The sequence below is a fragment of the Mesorhizobium sp. WSM4817 genome (assembly GCF_055811135.1).
The window spans coordinates 26,155-44,719 of sequence record NZ_JBVVQQ010000029.1 but is presented as its reverse complement, the minus strand read 5'-3'; the positions used below and the strand labels follow the sequence as shown (position 1 = coordinate 44,719).

Annotated in this window: 15 protein-coding genes and 3 pseudogenes; 13 read left to right on the top strand and 5 right to left on the bottom strand. The window is 59.3% G+C overall.

What is annotated here, in order from left to right; all coding sequences use genetic code 11:
* Window positions 1-86 precede the first annotated feature (86 nt).
* From AC0L2K_RS29355 to AC0L2K_RS29335, 5 genes are all read left to right on the top strand, one after another.
* On the top strand, window positions 87-194 hold the full coding sequence (locus tag AC0L2K_RS29355; protein WP_473489080.1) for a hypothetical protein: 108 nt from the start codon (window positions 87-89) through the stop codon (window positions 192-194).
* Window positions 191-850 (top strand): chitooligosaccharide deacetylase NodB, encoded by a 660-nt coding sequence (gene nodB, locus AC0L2K_RS29350; RefSeq protein ID WP_473511980.1) that lies wholly within the window; start codon window positions 191-193, stop codon window positions 848-850. The genes AC0L2K_RS29355 and nodB overlap by 4 nt, the downstream gene beginning before the upstream one ends.
* Before the next feature lie 464 nt (window positions 851-1,314).
* On the top strand, window positions 1,315-1,938 hold the full coding sequence (locus tag AC0L2K_RS29345; protein WP_065010655.1) for an FMN-binding negative transcriptional regulator: 624 nt from the start codon (window positions 1,315-1,317) through the stop codon (window positions 1,936-1,938).
* 28 nt (window positions 1,939-1,966) lie between these two features.
* A complete protein-coding gene (locus AC0L2K_RS29340) occupies window positions 1,967-2,608 on the top strand; it encodes a LysE family translocator (RefSeq protein WP_473512043.1) in 642 nt (213 codons plus the stop codon).
* Window positions 2,609-2,665: 57 nt separating this feature from the next.
* The gene (locus AC0L2K_RS29335) at window positions 2,666-3,451 is read left to right on the top strand and encodes a TIM barrel protein (protein ID WP_473533058.1); all 786 of its coding nucleotides are present in this window, start codon (window positions 2,666-2,668) and stop codon (window positions 3,449-3,451) included.
* On the opposite strand, the gene AC0L2K_RS29330 is transcribed toward AC0L2K_RS29335, so the two are convergent.
* Window positions 3,392-4,327: a LysR family transcriptional regulator gene (locus AC0L2K_RS29330; protein WP_473533045.1), complete on the bottom strand. Its 936-nt coding sequence runs from the start codon at window positions 4,325-4,327 to the stop codon at window positions 3,392-3,394. The two genes, AC0L2K_RS29335 and AC0L2K_RS29330, sit on opposite strands and share 60 nt — an antisense overlap.
* Window positions 4,328-4,451: 124 nt before the next feature.
* Between AC0L2K_RS29330 and AC0L2K_RS29325 the strand changes: the two are divergent.
* The 4 genes and pseudogenes from AC0L2K_RS29325 to AC0L2K_RS29310 all read left to right on the top strand — a co-directional run bounded on the left by AC0L2K_RS29325 (window position 4,452) and on the right by AC0L2K_RS29310 (window position 7,650).
* Window positions 4,452-5,059 (top strand): annotated as a pseudogene (locus tag AC0L2K_RS29325) (NodA family N-acyltransferase).
* On the top strand, window positions 5,052-6,173 hold the full coding sequence (gene nolL, locus AC0L2K_RS29320) for a nodulation factor fucose acetyltransferase NolL (RefSeq protein ID WP_473533057.1): 1,122 nt from the start codon (window positions 5,052-5,054) through the stop codon (window positions 6,171-6,173). The pseudogene AC0L2K_RS29325 and the gene nolL overlap by 8 nt, the downstream one beginning before the upstream one ends.
* Before the next feature lie 51 nt (window positions 6,174-6,224).
* Window positions 6,225-7,130, top strand: a complete 906-nt coding sequence (locus AC0L2K_RS29315) for a LysR family transcriptional regulator (RefSeq protein WP_473511976.1) — start codon at window positions 6,225-6,227, stop codon at window positions 7,128-7,130.
* Window positions 7,131-7,248: 118 nt separating this feature from the next.
* Entirely contained in the window at window positions 7,249-7,650 is a 402-nt protein-coding gene (locus AC0L2K_RS29310; RefSeq protein WP_473533044.1) for a hypothetical protein, read from the top strand.
* 153 nt (window positions 7,651-7,803) lie between these two features.
* Here the strand turns inward: AC0L2K_RS29310 and AC0L2K_RS29305 are convergent, their stop codons facing one another.
* On the bottom strand, window positions 7,804-8,298 hold the full coding sequence (locus AC0L2K_RS29305) for a hypothetical protein (RefSeq protein ID WP_473533043.1): 495 nt from the start codon (window positions 8,296-8,298) through the stop codon (window positions 7,804-7,806).
* A gap of 811 nt (window positions 8,299-9,109) precedes the next feature.
* On the bottom strand, window positions 9,110-10,795 hold the full coding sequence (nodU, locus tag AC0L2K_RS29300) for a nodulation protein NodU (protein WP_473533042.1): 1,686 nt from the start codon (window positions 10,793-10,795) through the stop codon (window positions 9,110-9,112).
* A gap of 623 nt (window positions 10,796-11,418) precedes the next feature.
* On the opposite strand from nodU, the gene AC0L2K_RS29295 reads away from it, so the two are divergent.
* Window positions 11,419-11,691 (top strand): DUF982 domain-containing protein, encoded by a 273-nt coding sequence (locus AC0L2K_RS29295; protein WP_348626648.1) that lies wholly within the window; start codon window positions 11,419-11,421, stop codon window positions 11,689-11,691.
* Window positions 11,692-11,984: 293 nt separating this feature from the next.
* On the opposite strand, the gene AC0L2K_RS29290 is transcribed toward AC0L2K_RS29295, so the two are convergent.
* Together AC0L2K_RS29290 and AC0L2K_RS29285 are read right to left on the bottom strand one after the other, a co-directional pair.
* Window positions 11,985-12,887, bottom strand: a complete 903-nt coding sequence (locus tag AC0L2K_RS29290) for a dihydrodipicolinate synthase family protein (RefSeq protein WP_473533041.1) — start codon at window positions 12,885-12,887, stop codon at window positions 11,985-11,987.
* 40 nt (window positions 12,888-12,927) lie between these two features.
* A pseudogene (locus AC0L2K_RS29285) lies at window positions 12,928-14,165 on the bottom strand (trans-sulfuration enzyme family protein).
* Window positions 14,166-14,233: 68 nt separating this feature from the next.
* On the opposite strand from AC0L2K_RS29285, the gene pdxR reads away from it, so the two are divergent.
* The 3 genes and pseudogenes from pdxR to AC0L2K_RS29270 form a co-directional block, all read left to right on the top strand.
* Window positions 14,234-15,772: a MocR-like pyridoxine biosynthesis transcription factor PdxR gene (pdxR, locus tag AC0L2K_RS29280; protein WP_065011497.1), complete on the top strand. Its 1,539-nt coding sequence runs from the start codon at window positions 14,234-14,236 to the stop codon at window positions 15,770-15,772.
* A 179-nt stretch (window positions 15,773-15,951) separates the two neighbouring features.
* The gene (locus tag AC0L2K_RS29275; RefSeq protein ID WP_176478102.1) at window positions 15,952-16,674 is read left to right on the top strand and encodes a B3/B4 domain-containing protein; all 723 of its coding nucleotides are present in this window, start codon (window positions 15,952-15,954) and stop codon (window positions 16,672-16,674) included.
* Window positions 16,675-18,027: 1,353 nt separating this feature from the next.
* Window positions 18,028-18,359, top strand: a pseudogene (locus tag AC0L2K_RS29270) (FMN-binding negative transcriptional regulator); the annotation flags it as partial.
* Between the last annotated feature and the right edge of the window lie 206 nt (window positions 18,360-18,565).

Genomic DNA, 18,565 nt, shown 5'->3' with positions numbered 1-18,565 from the left:
GTAATTTGAGACGTTCTGCAGAGACGGCCCGGCCACGATGTATCGATGTTCGCGTGCGGTCCCACTCAGAAGTGCTGGATCTCGACATGCCGCCTCGCGTGGAGGACGTGCTCCTCGTGATTATGCCGATTGCGCGGCCGATGAGCGAATGGCCGACCGATGCAACAATTGACCGGAAGGATCCGGAGCTATGAAACATCTTGATGACGGATGGGAGGTGCAGAGTGAATGCGCTGATGGAACCGGCCGTCGGAGCGTTTATCTGACGTTTGACGACGGTCCCGATCCATTCTTCACACCACAGATACTCGATGTGCTGGCGCAAAATCGGGTGCCAGCGACTTTCTTCGTGATTGGTGCCTACGCCGCAGAGCACCCGGACCTCATCCAGCGAATGATCGCAGAAGGGCATGAGGTGGGCAACCACACGATGTCTCATCCGGATCTGTCCAAATGCGGCTTGGGCGACGTCCAACGTGAGGTATTTGAGGCGAACCGTGCCATCATGGTAGCATGCCCCCAGGCCTCGATCCGCTACATTCGCGCGCCATACGGCGCCTGGAGCGAAGAAGTGTTTACTGCGTCAGAGATCGCCGGGCTGGCGGCCCTTCATTGGTCGATAGACCCAAAAGATTGGTCGCGGCCCGGCACCGAAGCGATCGTCGATGCTGTGCTCGCCTCGGTCCGGCCCGGCGCAATCGTGCTCTTGCACGACGGTTGTCCTCCCGACGAGTCGAGACGGAGCACTCAAGCCGGTCTGCGCAACCAGACCGTTATGGCGCTATCCAATCTGATTCCGGCATTAGATGCCTGCGGATATGAAATTCGCCCGCTTCCAGAACATCACTGAAATGCGAGATCCTATGGACCTGCTTTCCCAGCCAGTGCCTTGGGTCTCGCTTATGAAGGCTTACAGGCTTCGCCGACATCGGACGAACTGTAGGCTCCGACCCGTTGACTAAGCGTAGACGTTTGTTGTCACCTGCTACAATGAGACCCGCGCAGCCTCTCGGCATTGCCTGGCGTCGCCGGAACCTCTTCGACGATTCTTTCAATATGGTCTCCGGGATCGCGGGCTGCGTCCACAAGGTTTGGCAAACTAGTCGCCATTGCCGGGATATGCCCGACCCCTCGGCTGCGAAGGACCAGGGGTTCTCCGACTCGCACACCCCGCTGTGGATCTGCTCCTCGATCATCACGATGGTCGGGTGCGATGCCATCTTTCACAAACTGGACCACGTCGATAGCTTCTGACTGGCTGTTTCCTGCAGGCCAGAGTGCCGGTATCTGACTGGTGACGCAAGGAGCTTCGCCATGTACATCCCTCCCGCTTTCCGCGACGACGACAAGGAGTCCCTGCGCGCGACCATCCGCGCGGCGGTGCTGGCGAACTTCGTTACAGTCACGGCGGAAGGGCCGCTCGCAACGCCACTGCCCCTCTTCCTTGACGAGAGCGAGGGCGAGCACGGCGTGATCTACGGGCACCTAGCGAAGGCCAATCCCCAGTGCCATGTTCCGCCGCTGGGCGACGGCTTGGCCATCTTCATGGGGCCGGACGCTTATGTGACGCCGGCATGGTATGCGACCAAGCGGGAAACCGGGAAGGTCGTCCCGACCTGGAATTACATCGCCGTCCACGCCTATGGTCCGGTCGAGTTCTTCGAGCATGCGGGAAGACTGCTGGACGTCGTGAATCGTCTGACCGACCACCACGAGGGCGAGCGCGCCTCGCCTTGGGCGGTGTCGGACGCACCGCCGGATTTTGTACAGGCGCAACTCCGCGGAATCGTCGGCCTGCGCATGCCGATCACGAGGCTGGAGGGCAAGCGCAAACTGAGTCAGAACCGGAACGCGGCCGACCGCGATGGCGTGGCCGCGGGCCTTGCGGCGAGCGAGCGGGCATCTGACCGCGAGCTCGCCGCTCTCATCCCAAAATAATCATGAACTTTGTCGGAATCGACCCATGATGCCAGAACTGGCCCCATTCGCCCTGTACCTCGCCGCGGCCTCCGTGCTCGCCATCACGCCCGGTCCGGGCATCTTCTATGTTGCCGCGCGCACGCTCGCCGGCGGTCGTCCGGAGGGTATCGCTTCCAGCTTCGGCACGGGGTTGGGGGGCATGATCCACGTCCTCGCAGCAAGCCTAGGTGTTTCCGCGATCGTGCTCGAGAGCTCGGAACTGTTCTCCGCATTGAAGCTGTTCGGCGCGGTCTACCTCGTCTGGCTAGGCTTTCGCACCTTTCAAGCCGCGCGCCGAGCGACTGGCGATGATGGCGCCCCGGTGCGTTCAGTCGGACCCCGGCGGGCGTTTCGTGAAGGGGTGCTGGTCGAGGCTCTCAACCCGAAGACGGCAGCCTTTTTTCTAGCCTTCCTTCCGCAGTTCGTGAACCCGAGCGCAGGGCACGTAGCTCTGCAATTCGTGGTGCTTGGCTCCGTGTCGATTGCGCTCAACACGCTCGCCGACATCGTGGTTGCCTTCGTGGCCAGCGGCATTCAAGACGGCGCGACAGCGCGTCCCAGGTTGATCCGCCGCCTGAGGGAGGCGTCGGGCGGCGCGATGATTGCGCTGGGCGTCGGCCTCGCTCTGGCGAAGCACCCTGCTGCCTGAATTTTGCATCCGATCTGATTGGGCATCTCTCCGGGTCGGCGGGTTAGCTTGAAGCAGATGGATGGCTGCGAGCCAGCTTCGGTCATTACACCGATTCAGGCGATGTCTCAGCAGGCGCGGACGTCCGGTCTGCCGCCGCTGAAGCAGGCGTTGGGATTTTTCCATCAATGCCTTGCAGCGCTTCAACGAGTGACTCCCGCCCGCAGGGCCGAGGCGAGCAAGCTCGCCGATTATGCGGCGGCCTGCGGAGCCAAGACGCTCATGCCGGTGCCTGTCAACGACGGCTCGTGGCCTGCCAATGGCGAGCGCCGGGGCGATCTCCGCTTTGCCTTGAAGGCGCTCAAGCCGATCCTCCAGTCGCGCGGCCTGATCGGTCTCATCGAGCCGCTGGGCTTCCAGACCTGCTCGCTTCGATCGAAAAACGAAGCGGCTAAGGCCATTGCCGCCATTGATGGCCAGTCCGTCTTCCGCCTCGTGCACGACACGTTTCATCACACGCTCGCCGGGGAGACGTTCTTCTCCTGCGACCTGACCGGTCTCGTGCACATTTCAAGAGTGAACGATCCGATCCACTGGATCTACCCGGATCGCGTCCTGGTCGGTTCCGACAATGGCAGCCAGATCCGGGCGCTGCTTGATGGCGGTTATGCGGGCCCCTTCTCATTCGCACCGTTTGTCGACGAAAGCCACCCGCTGGACGACCTCGCAGGCGCTCTTTCCGCGACTATCATCTCGTTCGACACGCCTGTTGACACGAGTGCCGGTGTGAGACGCGGTAGTCAATCAGGGCTTGCGACCCTTTTTGGCGTCCCGCGGAGAACTCATTCTCGACGCCTCCTGTAACAATATCTCTCGCATCCAGACGCTTGCCGCATCACTGTTGTGAAGGGCGGGCCATTGGAGGGCCTCGGTAAATGCGGGAAGCGGCAGCGGAAGTTCGATGATCCGCAGCGGGAAGGTTTTCTTGAAATGCTCAACCAGCCGGAAGGGCATGGTCGATATACGAGCTGTGCCTGAGACCATCGGCGGGATCATGCTGAAGGCCTGCACGATAACCTCGACACGTCTCTTCAGGCCATGCTCAAGAAAAAAACGCTCCTCGACGGAGGGCTTCCGCCCGAACTTGGCCGCAACGTGCCTCATCGACATGTATCTCTCGAATGTAAGCTGCTGCGGCAGCTGCTTGTTCGTGGGGCAGCCTACGCACACGAGCGTGTCGTCGAACAGCGCCGCTCTTGGATGCGCGCTCGACATGAACAATTCTGGACAAATCAGAAAATCGACGTCACCGCGCCGGAGAAGCTCATCGGGGTCGTCGTCGAGCGGCAGCAATTCGAAGCTGACGGCGGGAGCTTCGCGTGCAACACGCTCCACGACCTTTTCAAAAAACACGAGTGTGGCGAAATCGGAAAGGGTGATCCTGAAACGGCGATCGGACTGAGCCGGATTAAACGGATCCCAAGAAATAATCGAGCTCTGGATTTTCAAGAGTGCGCCGCGAACAGCGGGGGCGAGTGTTTCCGCACGTGGGGTTAGAACACGTTCGCGGCCGCTCATCGTAAACAGTTCATCGTTGAAATAATCGCGCAGCCGGGCGACGGCCGCGCTCATGGCCGGCTGACTCAGGTTGATGCTGCTTGCCGCCGCCGTGAGGTTGCGCTGGGTCAGCAGTGCGTCGAGCACGACGAGAAGGTTCAGATCAAGGCCTTTGAAGCGCATCGCTTTCACTTATCCATAGCGTGAATGCTCGCGATCTAAACAATCGATTTTACCAAACTTCCAGGGCGCTGCATAGATGACCGGACCTGACATGCACCCGATCACGCCACGGCTTCTGTAGCGTGTGCTGGGAAATGACTTGCAAGTAGCCGATCATGTCGAGCTCTCCGCTTTCTTCCGAAAGGCCTATGGGCCGACAGGGGCTTTCAGGCGGTCGTAGCTGGGCCGGTGCAAGGCCGGAGGTTCGCGCAATCGGCTCTATGTGCACGGCGTAGCGGCTCACTTGGACCTGCTGCGCCGTTCACTACGGTTGGCGAGGTTGATTTCTTGGTAGGCGAACTCGGATTGTACAGGGTGCATCCGGATCTTGAGAGACTCGGAATGAGCCATTCTATCCACGTCATGCGTCCGGTGCAGCAGCAGATTGGCATTCCATTCGCTTTTGGCACGGTTCGGCACGCGCTGCGGAATCATCTTGAGAGGTTCTGCAGAGACGTCCTGGCGACCATAGTGCCGGGCCATCGCGTCGCCACACATGATCGCGACCGCCACTGCGCTCCAGGTTTGCGATCAGGCACTGGGATTTCGTCCGCTCGGTTGCAGCCAGTCGGCCCTCGATACCACGCCGCGATCCGCGTAAAATTCGATCCTTTTCACCGAAACTGGCGTGCTCGCCGTGCCCAGAAACGGCCGGTAGCAACCGCAACAGATGGGCTGGAGTCTGATGCTTGATCAAATAACAGTCGGAGCGAAGGGACGCGGCTCGCGCCCAGCAGAGACAAACGACCGAGACCTAAGCCTTGACTTCGCCAAAGGTATACTAATTACTTTAGTGATAATTGGGCACCTATTACAATATGTAATTTATCGAGGCACTGACGATTTTTGGATGTCTGCGTATTATAAGACGATCTACATGTTTCATATGCCTCTCTTTATGGCGATAAGTGGATATGTTTCTTCTGGGGCAATTTTGCGAAAAACGTTCATTCAAGGGGTCCGTAATCGAGCAGTGCAGTTACTACTGCCAATGATTCTTTGGTGTGCGTTTATTTTCGCAATAAAGTCCGCCATGATTTATCCAACGAAGAGTTTAACTGGTGTATTGCTGGACCTATCGAAGGAGGTCATTGGAACATACTGGTTCATATGGGCGGCGTTTATTTCGTTCGTTCTAGTTAGATTTTTTGCAACTTTCAATCGACTATCGATGTGGATCATAAGCGCATCCGCAATTGGGGTCGCATTGGCGCCGATCACATTGTCAATAACCCCGTCGTTAAGATACACTTACCCATTTTATTGTTTGGGGTTCTTGTTTGCCCAGCCGATCGGATGGCAGAAAAGTATCGTCTGGCGCCACAAATCGCTTTTCTTGGTCTTATTTTCGATAATAGCTTTCTTATGCTTCCTTGGGTGGGGCAAGGAGACTTACGTCTACAACAATCTTGTTTTAGTTTATGATGAACAGTCAGCTAAACAAGTGTTTATGATGTTCGCTGGCTCTGCAGCAGCTTCTGCAGTAGCGATGCAGCTTATGTTCCAGTGCTGGAGAATTGTCCATTCAACTAGAGTAGCTCAGTTTGTCGCGGTGGAGCTTGGTCAGAGCACGCTGCTGCTGTACCTGGTCCAGGGTGCCGTGTTTCGCCTCATGGATTTGATACAGTTTGGAGAACTCTGGAATCTCACGACCAGAATCGCGTTCGCAAGTGTGGTTGGAGTGGCGATTGTCGTCACGGCGATGGCAATTCGCAAGATTGCGCGCGACCTTGGATATGTGTCGCAGATCCTTGTCGGAGCGCCGCCACGCCCAAGTCTGCTCAAATCTCAATCTGCAATAAATTAGCCATCCACAATGGTCGCGATGACAAGCAACCACGTTACGGACAGATGAGGCATGCGTTTCAAAGGCCTTGATCTGAACCTTCTCGTTGTGCTCGACGCACTGCTGACCGAGCGCAACCTCACGGCGGCGGCAAGCAGCATCAACCTAAGTCAGCCGGCCATGAGCGCGGCCGTCGGCCGGCTGCGCGATTATTTCAACGATGAACTGTTTACGATGAGCGGCCGCGAACGTGTTCTAACCTCGCGTGCGGAAACACTCGCCCCCGCTGTTCGCGGCGCACTCTTGCACATACAGTGCTCGATTATTTCTTGGGATCCGTTTAAACCGGCTCAATCCGATCGCCGCTTCCGGATCATGATTTCCGATTTCGCCACACTCGTGTTTTTTGAAAAGGTCGTGGAGCGTGTTGCACGCGAAGCACCCGCCGTCAGCTTCGAATTGCTGCCGCTCGACGACGATCTCGATGAGCTTCTCCGGCGCGGTGACGTCGATTTTCTGATTCTTCCGGAATTGTTCATGTCGAGCGCGCATCCAAGAGCGGCGCTGTTCGACGAGACATTCGTGTGCGTAGGCTGCCCCACGAACAAGCAGCTGCCACAGCAGCTTACATTCGAGAGGTACGTGTCGATGAAGCACATTGCGTTCAGGGTCGGCCGTGCGCAGATGCCATCCATCGAGGAACGGTTTTTGCTTGAACATGGTCTCAAGAGACGTGTCGAGATTATCGTGCAGGCCTTTAGCATGATCCCGCCGATGGTCTCAGGCACAGATCGTATAGCGACCATGCCCTTCCGGCTGGTTCAGCATTTCAAAAAGACTTTTCCTCTGCGGATCGTCGAACTTCCCCTGCCACTACCCACGTTCACTGAGGCCGTCCAATGGCCCACCCTTCACAACAGTGATCCGGCAAGCACCTGGATGCGGCAGATAATGTTGCAGGAGGCATCCCGCATGTGAAGCCGCGGGCGCTCCTGGCGAACGGCACGCAAAAATTGGGTTTGACTCCAATTCGGTGATTTTTGCATGACAGTGTGGTGCTGATTTTCCGACGCTGGTAGCCGGCAACACCAAAAACATGAAGTGGAAGAAGTACTTTTACCGCAGGCTTTGCGAGTCTGAAGGCCTACCCCCTATGCACCGCCCAATTGCCGGGAATTCCATCAAGTCAAAAGCTGCTTCGGCCCGGAGGAATGGAAAGCCGCCTCACACGGATCAAGCACGGGATCGCCCTTGGATTAATAGTCGTACGAGGCGAGCGGTCGACGGCGAGGCGGTCCGCTTCGGTCCGGCACTCTTGGCTTCTCTCGTCGGCACCATCATTCAAAACGCCGCCGCTGGTCGAAATCGACCGGACAACAACGTGCGATCGCGCGGAGACGAGGCTGCAACCGCCAAAAATCGTGAGCAGGATCGCACCGCGCGGCTGATTCGATTGCATCTTTCCCCGTGCTGCACTGGCCTGTGTCAGGCGGTCTAGGGTTCGCGCTTCGGTACGAGCAAGAACACTGTCACGGCAGCGAGGAGCGAGGCAACGGCGCTGTAGGCAAAGGCACTGGCAACGCCGGCATCGTCCACCAGCGTCCGCCGAAAATCGCGCCGGCGGCCATGGCCACTTGGAACGTTGCGGCCATCAGCCCACCGGCGTTTTCGGCCTGCTCGGGAGGGGCGCGCAGCACCATGCATTCTGCAGTCCCACCGGCACCGCGCCGAACGCAAAGCCCCATACGGTACCGCAATCGCCTCGGCCCAGGCCGATGCTCCCGACGTCAGCAGCGTCGGCCATCGCTATGAGCAGGGGCGGCAGGGCCGCGACTGCCTGGAGGCTGTGCTCGGCCAAGAATCCGCCGGCCAAATTGCCGAAGAAGCCGCCGGCGCCAAAGGCGAGCAACACGAGCGAGATCGTCTCGATATTGAGCGCGGGAACATTCTCGAGGAAGGCGCGGATACAGATGAAGCCGGCGAAGTGCCCGGAAGCGACCAGCAGGACGACCAAAATCGCGACTTTGATCATCGGATTCTTGGCCACATCCAGCAGACTGCGGAAGCTGGCCGCTCTATCGGAGGCAGCCTCGGAAAACTCATGAGTTGCACACCAGTGTAACGCGCCGAAGACTACAGCGATCATGAAGGCGCTTCGCCACCCCCCAGACGTCGCCGACATAGGCGCCGATTGAACCGCACAAACGGTAGCGACGGTACGCCGGTGAGGATGATCGACATGGCGCGCCGCAGGAGGTGACCTGGAACGAGCCGCATCGCCAACGCTGCCGACATCGACCAGAAGCCTCCGAGCGCTATTCCGAGCACGACGCGGGCGGTCAGAAGAACCGGCAGCGACCCCGCGACGGCACCAGGACCGTGCGCTGGCAATTGTGCTCTTCGGCATAGGGTTGCTGCAACCGATCTCGCACGTATGGATCCTGCAAGGAGCATGCTCGAGGATGTGGACCTCTACTCCGACTTGCTGACACTGACGGAGGGTGTCGGGGTCAACGTGGTCGGCCACATGCCCGGCGCGATGGCGGAGTGGTTCGGTGCTGAGCAAAGTCGCGGACGGCAAGGCGGACGCTCCCAGGGATTAACGCGGCAGGCAATGCGGGATTCCGTTGGCAGAAGGAGCTCAAACAGCTAATTCGCTCATGCTTGTCGCCACCGTAGCAGACGACTGGCGTGCCGGTCGGCAGGGCCGTGCAGGCCCTGGTGTTCGAACCCTCCATTCACATCGTTAAGCAAAAGCATTCGCGTGCTTGCCAGCTCAACAGCTCAACAGCACAGTCTCGGCGCTTTATCGGCCATGACGATCAGATTCGTTCGTCAGATCAGGGCAGCTTCAAGAGCCGTAACCGCACGCACCCGCAGTGTCCGGCTCCCTCAGCGATGCTGCCGGCCATTGCAGCCCTAGAGCGCGGTAACTCAAGTTCGTTACAGCCCGCCGCTCAGCCCTCGAATTGACTTGCACCTGTCTTGGTCAACAGCAACCCATCGCACCAAACGTGGTCTACGCATCCCCACTCACAAGCGGCAGCCGCATCCGGAAAAAAACCACGTCCATTGAGATTTGCACTCGTGTTGCAGAGCAGCGAAATGCCCGTGAGTTTCTCATATTCTATCAGAAGTTCTGCAATTGGGTGTTCAGAAGTTCTCGAAACTGTCTGAAGGCGCGCAGTCCCGTCGAGATGGACGACCGCCGGGATTTTTTCTTTCCACTCCGAACGGGTTCGGTGTTCGAACAGCATGTAAGGATCCGGCGTGCCGGGGTCAAACATGTCAGGTGCACGATCCTCCAAGCATATTGGCGCTACCGGTCGGAAATGCTCTCGAACTTTGATTTTGTTGAGATGGTCCTTCATTTCCGGCGAAGTTGCGGCCGCCAGGATGCTTCTGGCTCCCAAAGCACGTGGACCAAGCTCTGCGCGACCTGCAAGGAACACCACAGGCTTGTTGTCAGCGAGCACGCCGGCAAGTTCTTTCAGGCTGCAAGCAGCAGATTGCCAACCAGGCGGAACCTTGCCATGGCTCACATTTGGCCCGCTGTAGACTGACCAGTCGAGATGCACGAAACCTTTGTCGGCGGCCAGCGCACAGCAAGCGGCGCCGATCGCCGATCCGCTGTCGTTTGGAAACGGAGGCACCCATACTGCGTCGAACAAACCACTCGCCCGAAGGGCGCTGTTCCATTTGATGTTCAGCCCGCATCCGCCGGCGATGCACAGGTTTCGGGTTTTGGGGACTGAGTACCCACGCAGCGCCCTTGTCATCCCCCGGACGAGAAGACGCTCCATGAAGGCATGGAACGAAGCAAGTATGTCCTCGGGCGTTTCGGGGATTAGCCGCGACGCGCTTGCATCGAAGAAGTCGTGCACAGCCGTGAGTAACGCGTCTTCGCTGTGGCTGTTGTTCCTGTAGCCAAAGGCAAGGTCCGTATCCCAGGCAAAATGGTCCTCGTAAAGCTCCTGAAACACGTTCACGATGTGTTCATGGACCACTCCGAGCGCAATATAGGCCATCAACTTGCCGGGGATACCGAGACTCCAGCCAGTCCGCAGCTCTCGCCTGTAAGGACCGAAATGTTGGCCCGCGGCCGCATAGGCATGGCCTATCATCGGAAACAGGCACCCAACAAATCGGACTCCACTTGGCTCGACGTGGTAAAGCCGCGGAAAGATGCAGCCGTCCCATACCAGACAAAATGCCGGTTCCTCTGCTTTGGCGAATGAGCTGGTGCAGTATGCGGAAGCCACGTGCCCAACAACATGCGGGTAGCTTTCATAAGAACATACCCCATTGTCGAGCATGAGACCGGAACCTTGATAGGCTGTCAGGGGATCTTCGGCGTCCCGCTCCACATATGGCGCGCCGTTGAGAGTGATAGGGGAGCCGTTACTCAGAACCTGGAATTCTGACTGGATTTCACCGTCCCATCCGTCAATAACGAACCGGTCGATATCGCGCGGAGCAAGCCCGTTTTCCGTCAAAACGGCGACGACCGTCTCAAGCCGCTCGATATGTTGGTGTCGTAGGTTATTGTCGAGCTTCTCCATCTCGATGCAAAAGAGTAATCTGCCGTCTTCCACGACAGCAATTCCCCCGTCGTGCGTCAGCTTGATACCGCAAATGCGCATAGCAGATCCTTGTCGAGGTGACCGTAGAGCAACCGCAGAAAACGGCTGGAAAACATAGCCGTGGGTTTTGTCGCGCTATGCAGGATCATGAGGAACCGGTAAATTAGATTGTTTGGATGTGAGGGATCCGCGCGGTGAATGATCAGGTCTGCCGCGTGATCTAGAACAAAATGGCTGACACGCAAAAATCACCAGAATTGCGAGGCAGCGCTGTGCGGCAGTCTAGAAGGCCTGGCCACCGCAAGCGCTGGGCAAGGATGTGCACGGTCACACATCACCCGCGCCACGGGAGGTGCCGCGCTCCCTCGGCACCGAGCGCGCGTGCTGAGCACGAAGGTTATCGCGTTAGAAGAGAGCCTTCCCTGATCAAGCTACTCTTTAGGTCATCGACAAGATTTTCGATGGCGAGGGCAGCGCCCAAAGGGCCTATTCGGCTTTTTGAATCGCGCCGTCATGTTGGAGGAACAACCTCCGACAACCGATGGATCCCGCCTGCAGATCGGCAGCGGAACAGAGCGGCTAAGCGCGTGTGAGGCTAGCGCGGGGTCGGTCAAGGGCATTGTCTCGGCTCACAGATGCAGTGTCGGCTCGGCAAAGAAGACGACCCTGGGCCCTATTGACGGATGATCGCCTTGGGGGGCGGAGAGATGACCGGCTTGCACAGATTTGAGAGGGCGGTCGTTGTTCAGGTTGGCCGCCACAGTTCTGAGCGTATCGTGTTCGATGTCAACCAGGCGGCCGCTATCCTGATCCGTGCCCTTCATCATCGGACCGAGAAACGGAGGGTAGCGATGGACGCTTGTCTGCAGGTATTGCGTGGTGAGGCCCATCCACCAGCTGCTCGAAGGGCTTTTGTGGCAGCCGCGCTTGAAGCAAAGATCCTGCGCAGCGATTGAATGCTGTTAGCGCATCAAGGCTTTGATGCTTCGAGTGGAAGTCGTCTGGCCTGCACACTCGTCCGGAGAAATGTAGGCGTTGGCGGCCCCGGACGCCTACCTCACTCGCCGATAAGACGTTCTGCCAATCGAACACGTTGACGAGGACGTGATTGGCGTCGAGGCCTGTCGATCCATCGGTGATCAGCACGCCGCGCGCATTGTTCCCGATCAGATTATGGAGAACATCTCGGCTAGTCATCGAAAGGGGTCGGTGCGTACATTTTTCCCTCGGCAATATGAAGTCGCGCGGCTTACGATCCGACACCTGATCCTAGACGGTCCAAGACGCCGGCGAGCTGGCCCTTCGCCGCAGCGGAAAGCGGCTTGATTGGCCGTGGGGGCTCGGCGGAACAGATTTCGAGGAGCTCGGCGATTGCGTAGACGACGCGAAGGCTCGAGAACGTCTTGAAAAGCTCCCACACCGGGGCCAGGGTGGCGTCGATCCGGTGTGCTTCTGCGTGGTCGCCGTGCTGAGCGGCTCTGACCATCCTCAGGCAGGGGTCGGGCAAGATGCCACCGAGGACGCTGTACCATGTATCGGCGCCGGCGATCAGGGCCTCGGTGGCGTTCCAGTCGCCGCTGTAGCCGATCGAGAATCCTTTCGGCACAATTTTTTTCTGGTGCGCAAGTTGGCCTTTGATAGCATCGCCCCGGTCGGTTGAGTTTTTAATAGCGAGGATCTCAGGCAGCTGTCCCAGACGCTCGATGAGCGCTGGCGTGAAGCGAAAATGCGTGTTTGCAGGATTGTCGTAGATCACGATCGGCAGGCCGCTTTCGCGCGCCACTGTCGAAAAATGCTCGAAAACTTCGTCGTCAGCAAGCGGGGTGTAGGAAACAGCCGCGAGCAACCCCGCGGCTGCGCCAATGGCCTTCGCATCACTTGCATAGTGTACCGCTTCATCGGTGCGCAAAGCGCCCACGCCAACCACGAGCGGGACTCGTCCACGCGTCTCGTCCAGCGCCTCGCAAATCGCCCGGCGGCGTTCCGCGCGCGACAGATACATGTAGGTGCCGGTGCTACCGAGCAGGCCGATGGAATCCACCTTTGCTGCGCAAAGCCGCGCTATCAGCTTTCGAAGCGCCAGGACATCGACGCCGCCGTCACTGTCGCTTGGCGTTATTGGGAAGGCCGAAAGGCCGCTCAGGAAAGCCATGCTGAAGCTCCCGTTGTTACATTGGGTGAGGCGTTGGGCATCAGACCCCGTCCAGCGCCTGCTCTAGATCCGCGATCAAATCGGCGGCGTCTTCGAGCCCTACCGACAGACGCATGAGGTCGTCGCCGACCCGTCAGGCAAATGCGCGTCCTTGCGGATTGACTTGCGCGAGCGGGTCAGGCTTGCCGGATGATAGATGAGACTGTCAGCGTCGCCGAGGCTGACCGCCCTGATGATCAGCTTGAGCCGGTCCATCATACGGCGCGCGCCCTCGAACCCCGTTTGGAGGCCGAGAGCCAACATGCCCGAGCCTTGCGACATCTGTCTGCGCGCGATCTCATGGTCGGGATGAGAGCCGAGAAATGGATAGCTAACCCAAGCCACAGCCGGGTGCGCCGCGAGCGCCTGAGCGACCGCAAGCCCAGAGGCACTGTGACGCTCCATACGCAACGTGAGTGTCTTCAGCCCGCGCAATATCAGGAACGCCGACATGGGCGAGAGCGCTGCCCCGGTGAGATAGCGCAGGCCAGTTTCGCGCAGCAGGTGCAGTGTTTTCGCATCGCCCAGTATCACACCGCCCAGAGCATCGCCATGGCCATTGATGTACTTGGTCAGCGAATGGATCACGATGTCGGCTCCGAGTTCCAGCGGACGCTGGAGGGCGGGCGAGGCGAAGGTGCTGTCGACGGCGACCTTCACGCCGCGAGAATGGGCGTGTTCGGCAATGGCAGCGATGTCGAGGATACGGCTCAGCGGGTTGATTGGTGTCTCGAAGAACACGAGCCGGGTCCTGTCAGTGATGGCGCCATTGAGATTGCTCGGATTCGACAGGTCGACGGCAACGACCTTGATGCCAAACTGCGGCAGCCCCTGCTCGACCATGGCGAGCGTATTTGAATAGAGTGTCTTGTGGACAATGAGTTCGTCACCTTGCGAAAGCAGCGAAAGGATCAGCGTGCCGAAGGCGGCGATCCCCGAGGCGAGTACCAGCCCAGCTTCGGCTCCTTCGAGATTGGCGAGCCGCTTTTCGAGGATCTCGGTGGTCGGGTTGTATTCGCGTGCGTAGAGCCTTCCGCCAAGCGCTGCGACGGCTTCGTTTGCTGCAACGCTTTCAAATCCATAGGTCGATGTAAGAAACACCGGCGTCTGAACAGAATTGGAAAAGCCGGCCGGATCGTAGCCATGATGGATGGCCCGGGTGGCGAATGCGAGACCGACGTCGTTCCGGGACGGCGTTGATGTTGCCTCGGCTTCAAGCTGATCTTCGGCGCTGGTCATCGGCTTTAACCCTCTTGATTTCGGGGACAATGCCGTCACACTAACTCAGATGGAACGTCCAGTTGGCGATGAAAGAAATGGTCCAGCCTTCTCCTGAAGCGTCGGCAGCTCGCTCGCAAGGTCTCGGCGCGCGCCAGATCTGCGAAGCTCTTCGCGAGCAGATCCTGGGTGGGATCTATGAAACGGGCAGCCAGCTGCCGTCGTCACGCGGCCTCGCAAATGAACTCGGTGTGTCGCGAACCACCGTCACCGTGGCTTATGATCAGCTGGTCGCCGAAGGTTTCATCGAGGTCATTCAAGGCGCAAGACCTCGCGTTGCATCTTCGCTAGTCCGGAGTAAAGAGACCAGCGCGGTGCCGAAACGGACTGGCCCGATCCACCTTTCCTGTTACGGCGAGCGACTGCGCGCCAGTCCGCCACGGCGCGATTACCTCCCCAACCGCCTCAAGGTCGATTTTCGTTATGGCGACCTCGCCCCATCTGATTTCCCGGCGCTGACGTGGAAGCGTGCGATGAACGCGGCGATGTCACAAAGCCCCGGAAGGCTGGCCTATCACGATCCACGCGGCTCGCATCGCTTGCGCCAGGCGCTGCAGGGATATTTGTGGCGTGCCCGAGCGCTTAGCTGCCAGGTCGAGCAGATCCTCGTCGTCAGCGGATCACAGCAGTGCCTCGATATGTGCGCGCGCCTGCTGCTCGATCCTTCTGACAGCTTCGTGATCGAGGATCCCTGCTATAGAATGGCGCGCCAAGTCTTTGCCAGCACAGGAGCCACGCCCGTCGCTGTCGCCGTCGATAGCGAGGGCATGAAGACCGAGTTGCTGCAGGAGATCCCAGCGCGGCTGGCCTATGTCACCCCGTCGCACCAGTTCCCGCTCGGCGCCGTCTTGTCGATTTCGCGGCGGTATCAGCTCCTCGAATGGGCTCGGCGCAATGACGCCTATATTATCGAGGACGATTACGATGGCGAGTACCGGTACGACATTCGACCGGTGCCCCCGCTGCACAAGCTGGAAGACCGCAGTTCCGTAATCTATGTTGGCACGATCTCCAAGACACTGTCGCCGATGCTGCGCATCGGCTACCTGGTGGTTCCGGCCGAGTTGCAAGACGTCTTTGCGATGGCCAAGCAGCTTCTCGACAGGCATTCTCCGGTCGCGGAACAGGAGGCCCTGGCCTCACTCATCGAGAGCGGTGGTTATGAAAGCCATGTCCGCCGCGTCCGCCGTCTTAACGGCGAGCGGCGAGAGGCACTGCTTGCCGTCCTTCGACGCGCGTTCGCAGACAGCATTGCCATCGAGGGGGCCGATGCAGGGCTGCATGTCGTCGTCTGGTTCAAGGATCTTTCTCGGTCGCTGGAGGACGTCCTGGTTGAAGAGGCGCGGCGGGTCGGGGTTGGCATCCATCCGATTTCATTGCTGTACATCCGAGATGAAGGCCGTGCTGACCGGATTGGACTGGTGATGGGCTATTCCGCCCTGACGATTCGGCAGATCGAGAATGGCGTTCGGCTCCTTACTGGCGCTGTCCAACGGGTAAAAAGCTTTGCCAAGGATTCGGCAAGATGCTCAATACCCGCCCTGACAGCGAACGGGCCTGGCTCGTGACCCCGGAGTCACGCCGGCAGTGATCGCAGACCAGCAAGACTTGCCAGGACTGGCTCTGTCGGCCAGTCCGGGTCCGGGCAGTACTCTGACCCTGGGACCTGGGGAAAGGAATTCTTGAGGAGACTCTAAAATCCAGTGGAAGCAGAGGCGCCATCGCGGCCGGCTTAAAGGAGGAAGCGTTGTTGGATTTTCCGCTGATCGACGAAGAAATAGCAGAGATCGCACCTGACTTTCGCGCAATCAGCATTCTTGTTGATGCAGAGGACAGTGCGCGAGGCGTCATGGCTCGGGACGTGTTGGGAGAGGCTTGCGATTTCGCCCGAGCGGGGGGACCCGCCTGGGGAGAAGCGCACTTGGCCAATTGGGCGGAGGCATACGTCCGGTTCGGCGCGAAACCAAACCGGACGCCGTGCTCGGCGCAGGCATTGAAAAAACGGGTGGAGAAGGATGGCCGCATCCCACCAATAAATCCTGTCGTTGACCTCTACAATGCAGTGAGCCTGCGTTTCTCAATACCCATTGGCGGCGAAAATTTCGATGCATATGTCGGCAAACCGCGGCTGACGATTGCCGTAGGAACGGAGTCCTTCCACACTGTTTTGAATGGGGAAGCGGTCGTCGAAAGCGCTTCCAAGGGGGAGGTCATCTGGCGCGACGATCTGGGAGCTACATGTCGCCGCTGGAATTGGCGGCAGAGCACGCGCACCCGGTTGGAGACGGTGGGCGGCCGCATGTGGTTTATTTTGGAAAGCTTGGCAGCGATGCCGGAAGAGGCGCTCGAGCAGGCGGCCAACATGCTCGTGAGCGGTCTGAGAGAGCTGGCACCAGGGTGTAAGGTCTACAAGCAGGAAATCACCACCGCTAAAGCCTCGGTCGCTAGTCTCGACAGGCGGGTCGGTTGAGGAACGTGCCCGCCCCGATGATAATCGGTTCACTCCAAGCAGTCTGCGTTCCTTTGCGAGCTGGGTCTCCTGGGGCTGCGAAGGTCGATAGGAGGTAACCCCTCTGGCCATTTCGTACAGGCCAGCGGAAGGTGCACCGCATTCATAATTCGAATCGACCCAGTGTAGCCACGGTCCAAAGATGCGCACCTCTTCGGGTTGCTGCTTTGATCAATCTCGACGTCAGACGCTCCGGGGCGAGCTTCAGTCCTGGCACTCCGAGCCTTCATACATCTCGTCGCGAAAGCCGGATTAATTCGGATCGAAGCGGTCGCGAGACATCTGCCATGCTTGGGCAGACTCGTGGCTCTCCGCCGAGGGGGGGATGCGGATGACGATTCATTTCCGCCTACCTCATCGACGTGTGTGACGACCACGGCAGTTGTGCCCGATCCGCCGTTGGCCGCGTAACACCTGCCGTGCGGCAGTGCTCGATCGCCGACATGACCTTGAGCTGCCGAGGCTGAGCTGGCCTGCATGCGCGACCTGATAGGCAGGCCGGGCAGCACGGAGCATATCGGCGATCTCGATCGAGTCGCCGCACGCTCACCCGTCGGGCGAGCTCTCCGCCTCCTTGAAAAGGCTAAGTTCTCGAGCTGACTGGCCTGCAGCATATCTGCGGGTCGAGCCCCAGCAGGACCCGGGTAACTCCGACTTCGGCGCCGGCCTCCAGGCTTGGCGAAGCTGTGACGCAGCGTGTGCCGGCCGGGCCCCTTTACGGGGTTGGCGCTTTTGCAGTCTCGGCGACAATCCGATGGATCTGCAACGTCGGGTAATCGCGTGCTGCCCCGGGAACGGCCAGCCACCGCAGCGACGCCCTGCTGCCGCCCGACCTACATGCGTAGCGCAGTCGGCTAAGCCGGCCGGCCGACAGCATGGCATCACGGCACCGGGCGCCGCGCCCCGCTCGATCGGCAGCAGCATGCGCTCTTTGTGACCGTGGGCCATAATGCACTGGCCGCTCCTCCTCCCTTGAACGAGCCGCACGAGATGCGCCATCTCCGGGTAGGTGTCTTCAACAGCACCCCATCAGGGCCGCCAGAAAGGCTGCCGCTGATTCTATCTTTATCGCCGGCAACTCGATCGGTAGCGGTACGCTGGCGACGGCGGAGCCACGGACGGTTGGGCGAAGCCAAGAGATGTCGGGGGCGCAGAAGCCGGAGGGCCTCATTGTTGGACCGCCAAATTGTTAGCCCGATGATCCCCCGCCATGCCACTTCACCAACTGGACGGCTTCAATTGCAACGAACTGGCTGTTTCCAGAGGGCCAGATTGCAAGTATCTGACCTGCAATGCACACAAGGAGTTCCCCCGATGTACACCCCTCCAGCCTTCCGAGATGATGATATCGATTTCCTGCGAGCGAGCGTCCGCGCAGCGCCGCTGGCGAACTTCGTCACTGCCACGGCCCAATGACTTTTCGCCTCGTCACTGCCCCTCTTGCTTGATGAAAGCGAGGGCGAGCACGGCGTGATCTACGGCTAGCTCGCGAAGGCCAATCCGCAGTGCCGTGTTCCGCCGCTGAGCGATGGCTTGGCCACCTTCATGGGGCCGGACGCTTACGTGACCCGGCGTGGTATGCGGCCAAACGGGAAACCAGGAAGGTTGTGCCGACCTGGAAGGGACGCGCTATGATTGCGCTGGGCATCGGCCTCGCTACGAAGAAGCAGCCTGCCACATCAGTTTGGCTCCGGATCGGTTCAGCATCTTTCCGGGTTGGCGCCTACTCTGCGGAAGCAGCTGGATAGCCTCGATCGATCTTCGGTCATTTCGCCTAGCAGATCAATGTTCTCAAGAGGCGCGGTAGTATCCGCTGCGTGAAAGTCGGCTCACAATGAAGCACAATCGTGTG

What these genes read in the sequence shown, in the direction of transcription:
- AC0L2K_RS29330 (WP_473533045.1), bottom strand. Translation starts at nt 4,327, where the DNA reads ATGCGCTTCAAAGGCCTTGATCTGAACCTTCTCGTCGTGCTCGACGCA.
- nodU (WP_473533042.1), bottom strand. Translation starts at nt 10,795, where the DNA reads ATGCGCATTTGCGGTATCAAGCTGACGCACGACGGGGGAATTGCTGTC.
- AC0L2K_RS29310 (WP_473533044.1), top strand. Translation starts at nt 7,249, where the DNA reads ATGAAGTGGAAGAAGTACTTTTACCGCAGGCTTTGCGAGTCTGAAGGC.
- nolL (WP_473533057.1), top strand. Translation starts at nt 5,052, where the DNA reads ATGCTTGATCAAATAACAGTCGGAGCGAAGGGACGCGGCTCGCGCCCA.
- AC0L2K_RS29305 (WP_473533043.1), bottom strand. Translation starts at nt 8,298, where the DNA reads ATGATCGCTGTAGTCTTCGGCGCGTTACACTGGTGTGCAACTCATGAG.
- AC0L2K_RS29335 (WP_473533058.1), top strand. Translation starts at nt 2,666, where the DNA reads ATGGATGGCTGCGAGCCAGCTTCGGTCATTACACCGATTCAGGCGATG.
- nodB (WP_473511980.1), top strand. Translation starts at nt 191, where the DNA reads ATGAAACATCTTGATGACGGATGGGAGGTGCAGAGTGAATGCGCTGAT.
- AC0L2K_RS29345 (WP_065010655.1), top strand. Translation starts at nt 1,315, where the DNA reads ATGTACATCCCTCCCGCTTTCCGCGACGACGACAAGGAGTCCCTGCGC.
- AC0L2K_RS29290 (WP_473533041.1), bottom strand. Translation starts at nt 12,887, where the DNA reads ATGGCTTTCCTGAGCGGCCTTTCGGCCTTCCCAATAACGCCAAGCGAC.
- AC0L2K_RS29295 (WP_348626648.1), top strand. Translation starts at nt 11,419, where the DNA reads ATGATCGCCTTGGGGGGCGGAGAGATGACCGGCTTGCACAGATTTGAG.
- AC0L2K_RS29355 (WP_473489080.1), top strand. Translation starts at nt 87, where the DNA reads ATGCCGCCTCGCGTGGAGGACGTGCTCCTCGTGATTATGCCGATTGCG.
- AC0L2K_RS29315 (WP_473511976.1), top strand. Translation starts at nt 6,225, where the DNA reads ATGCGTTTCAAAGGCCTTGATCTGAACCTTCTCGTTGTGCTCGACGCA.
- pdxR (WP_065011497.1), top strand. Translation starts at nt 14,234, where the DNA reads ATGAAAGAAATGGTCCAGCCTTCTCCTGAAGCGTCGGCAGCTCGCTCG.
- AC0L2K_RS29340 (WP_473512043.1), top strand. Translation starts at nt 1,967, where the DNA reads ATGCCAGAACTGGCCCCATTCGCCCTGTACCTCGCCGCGGCCTCCGTG.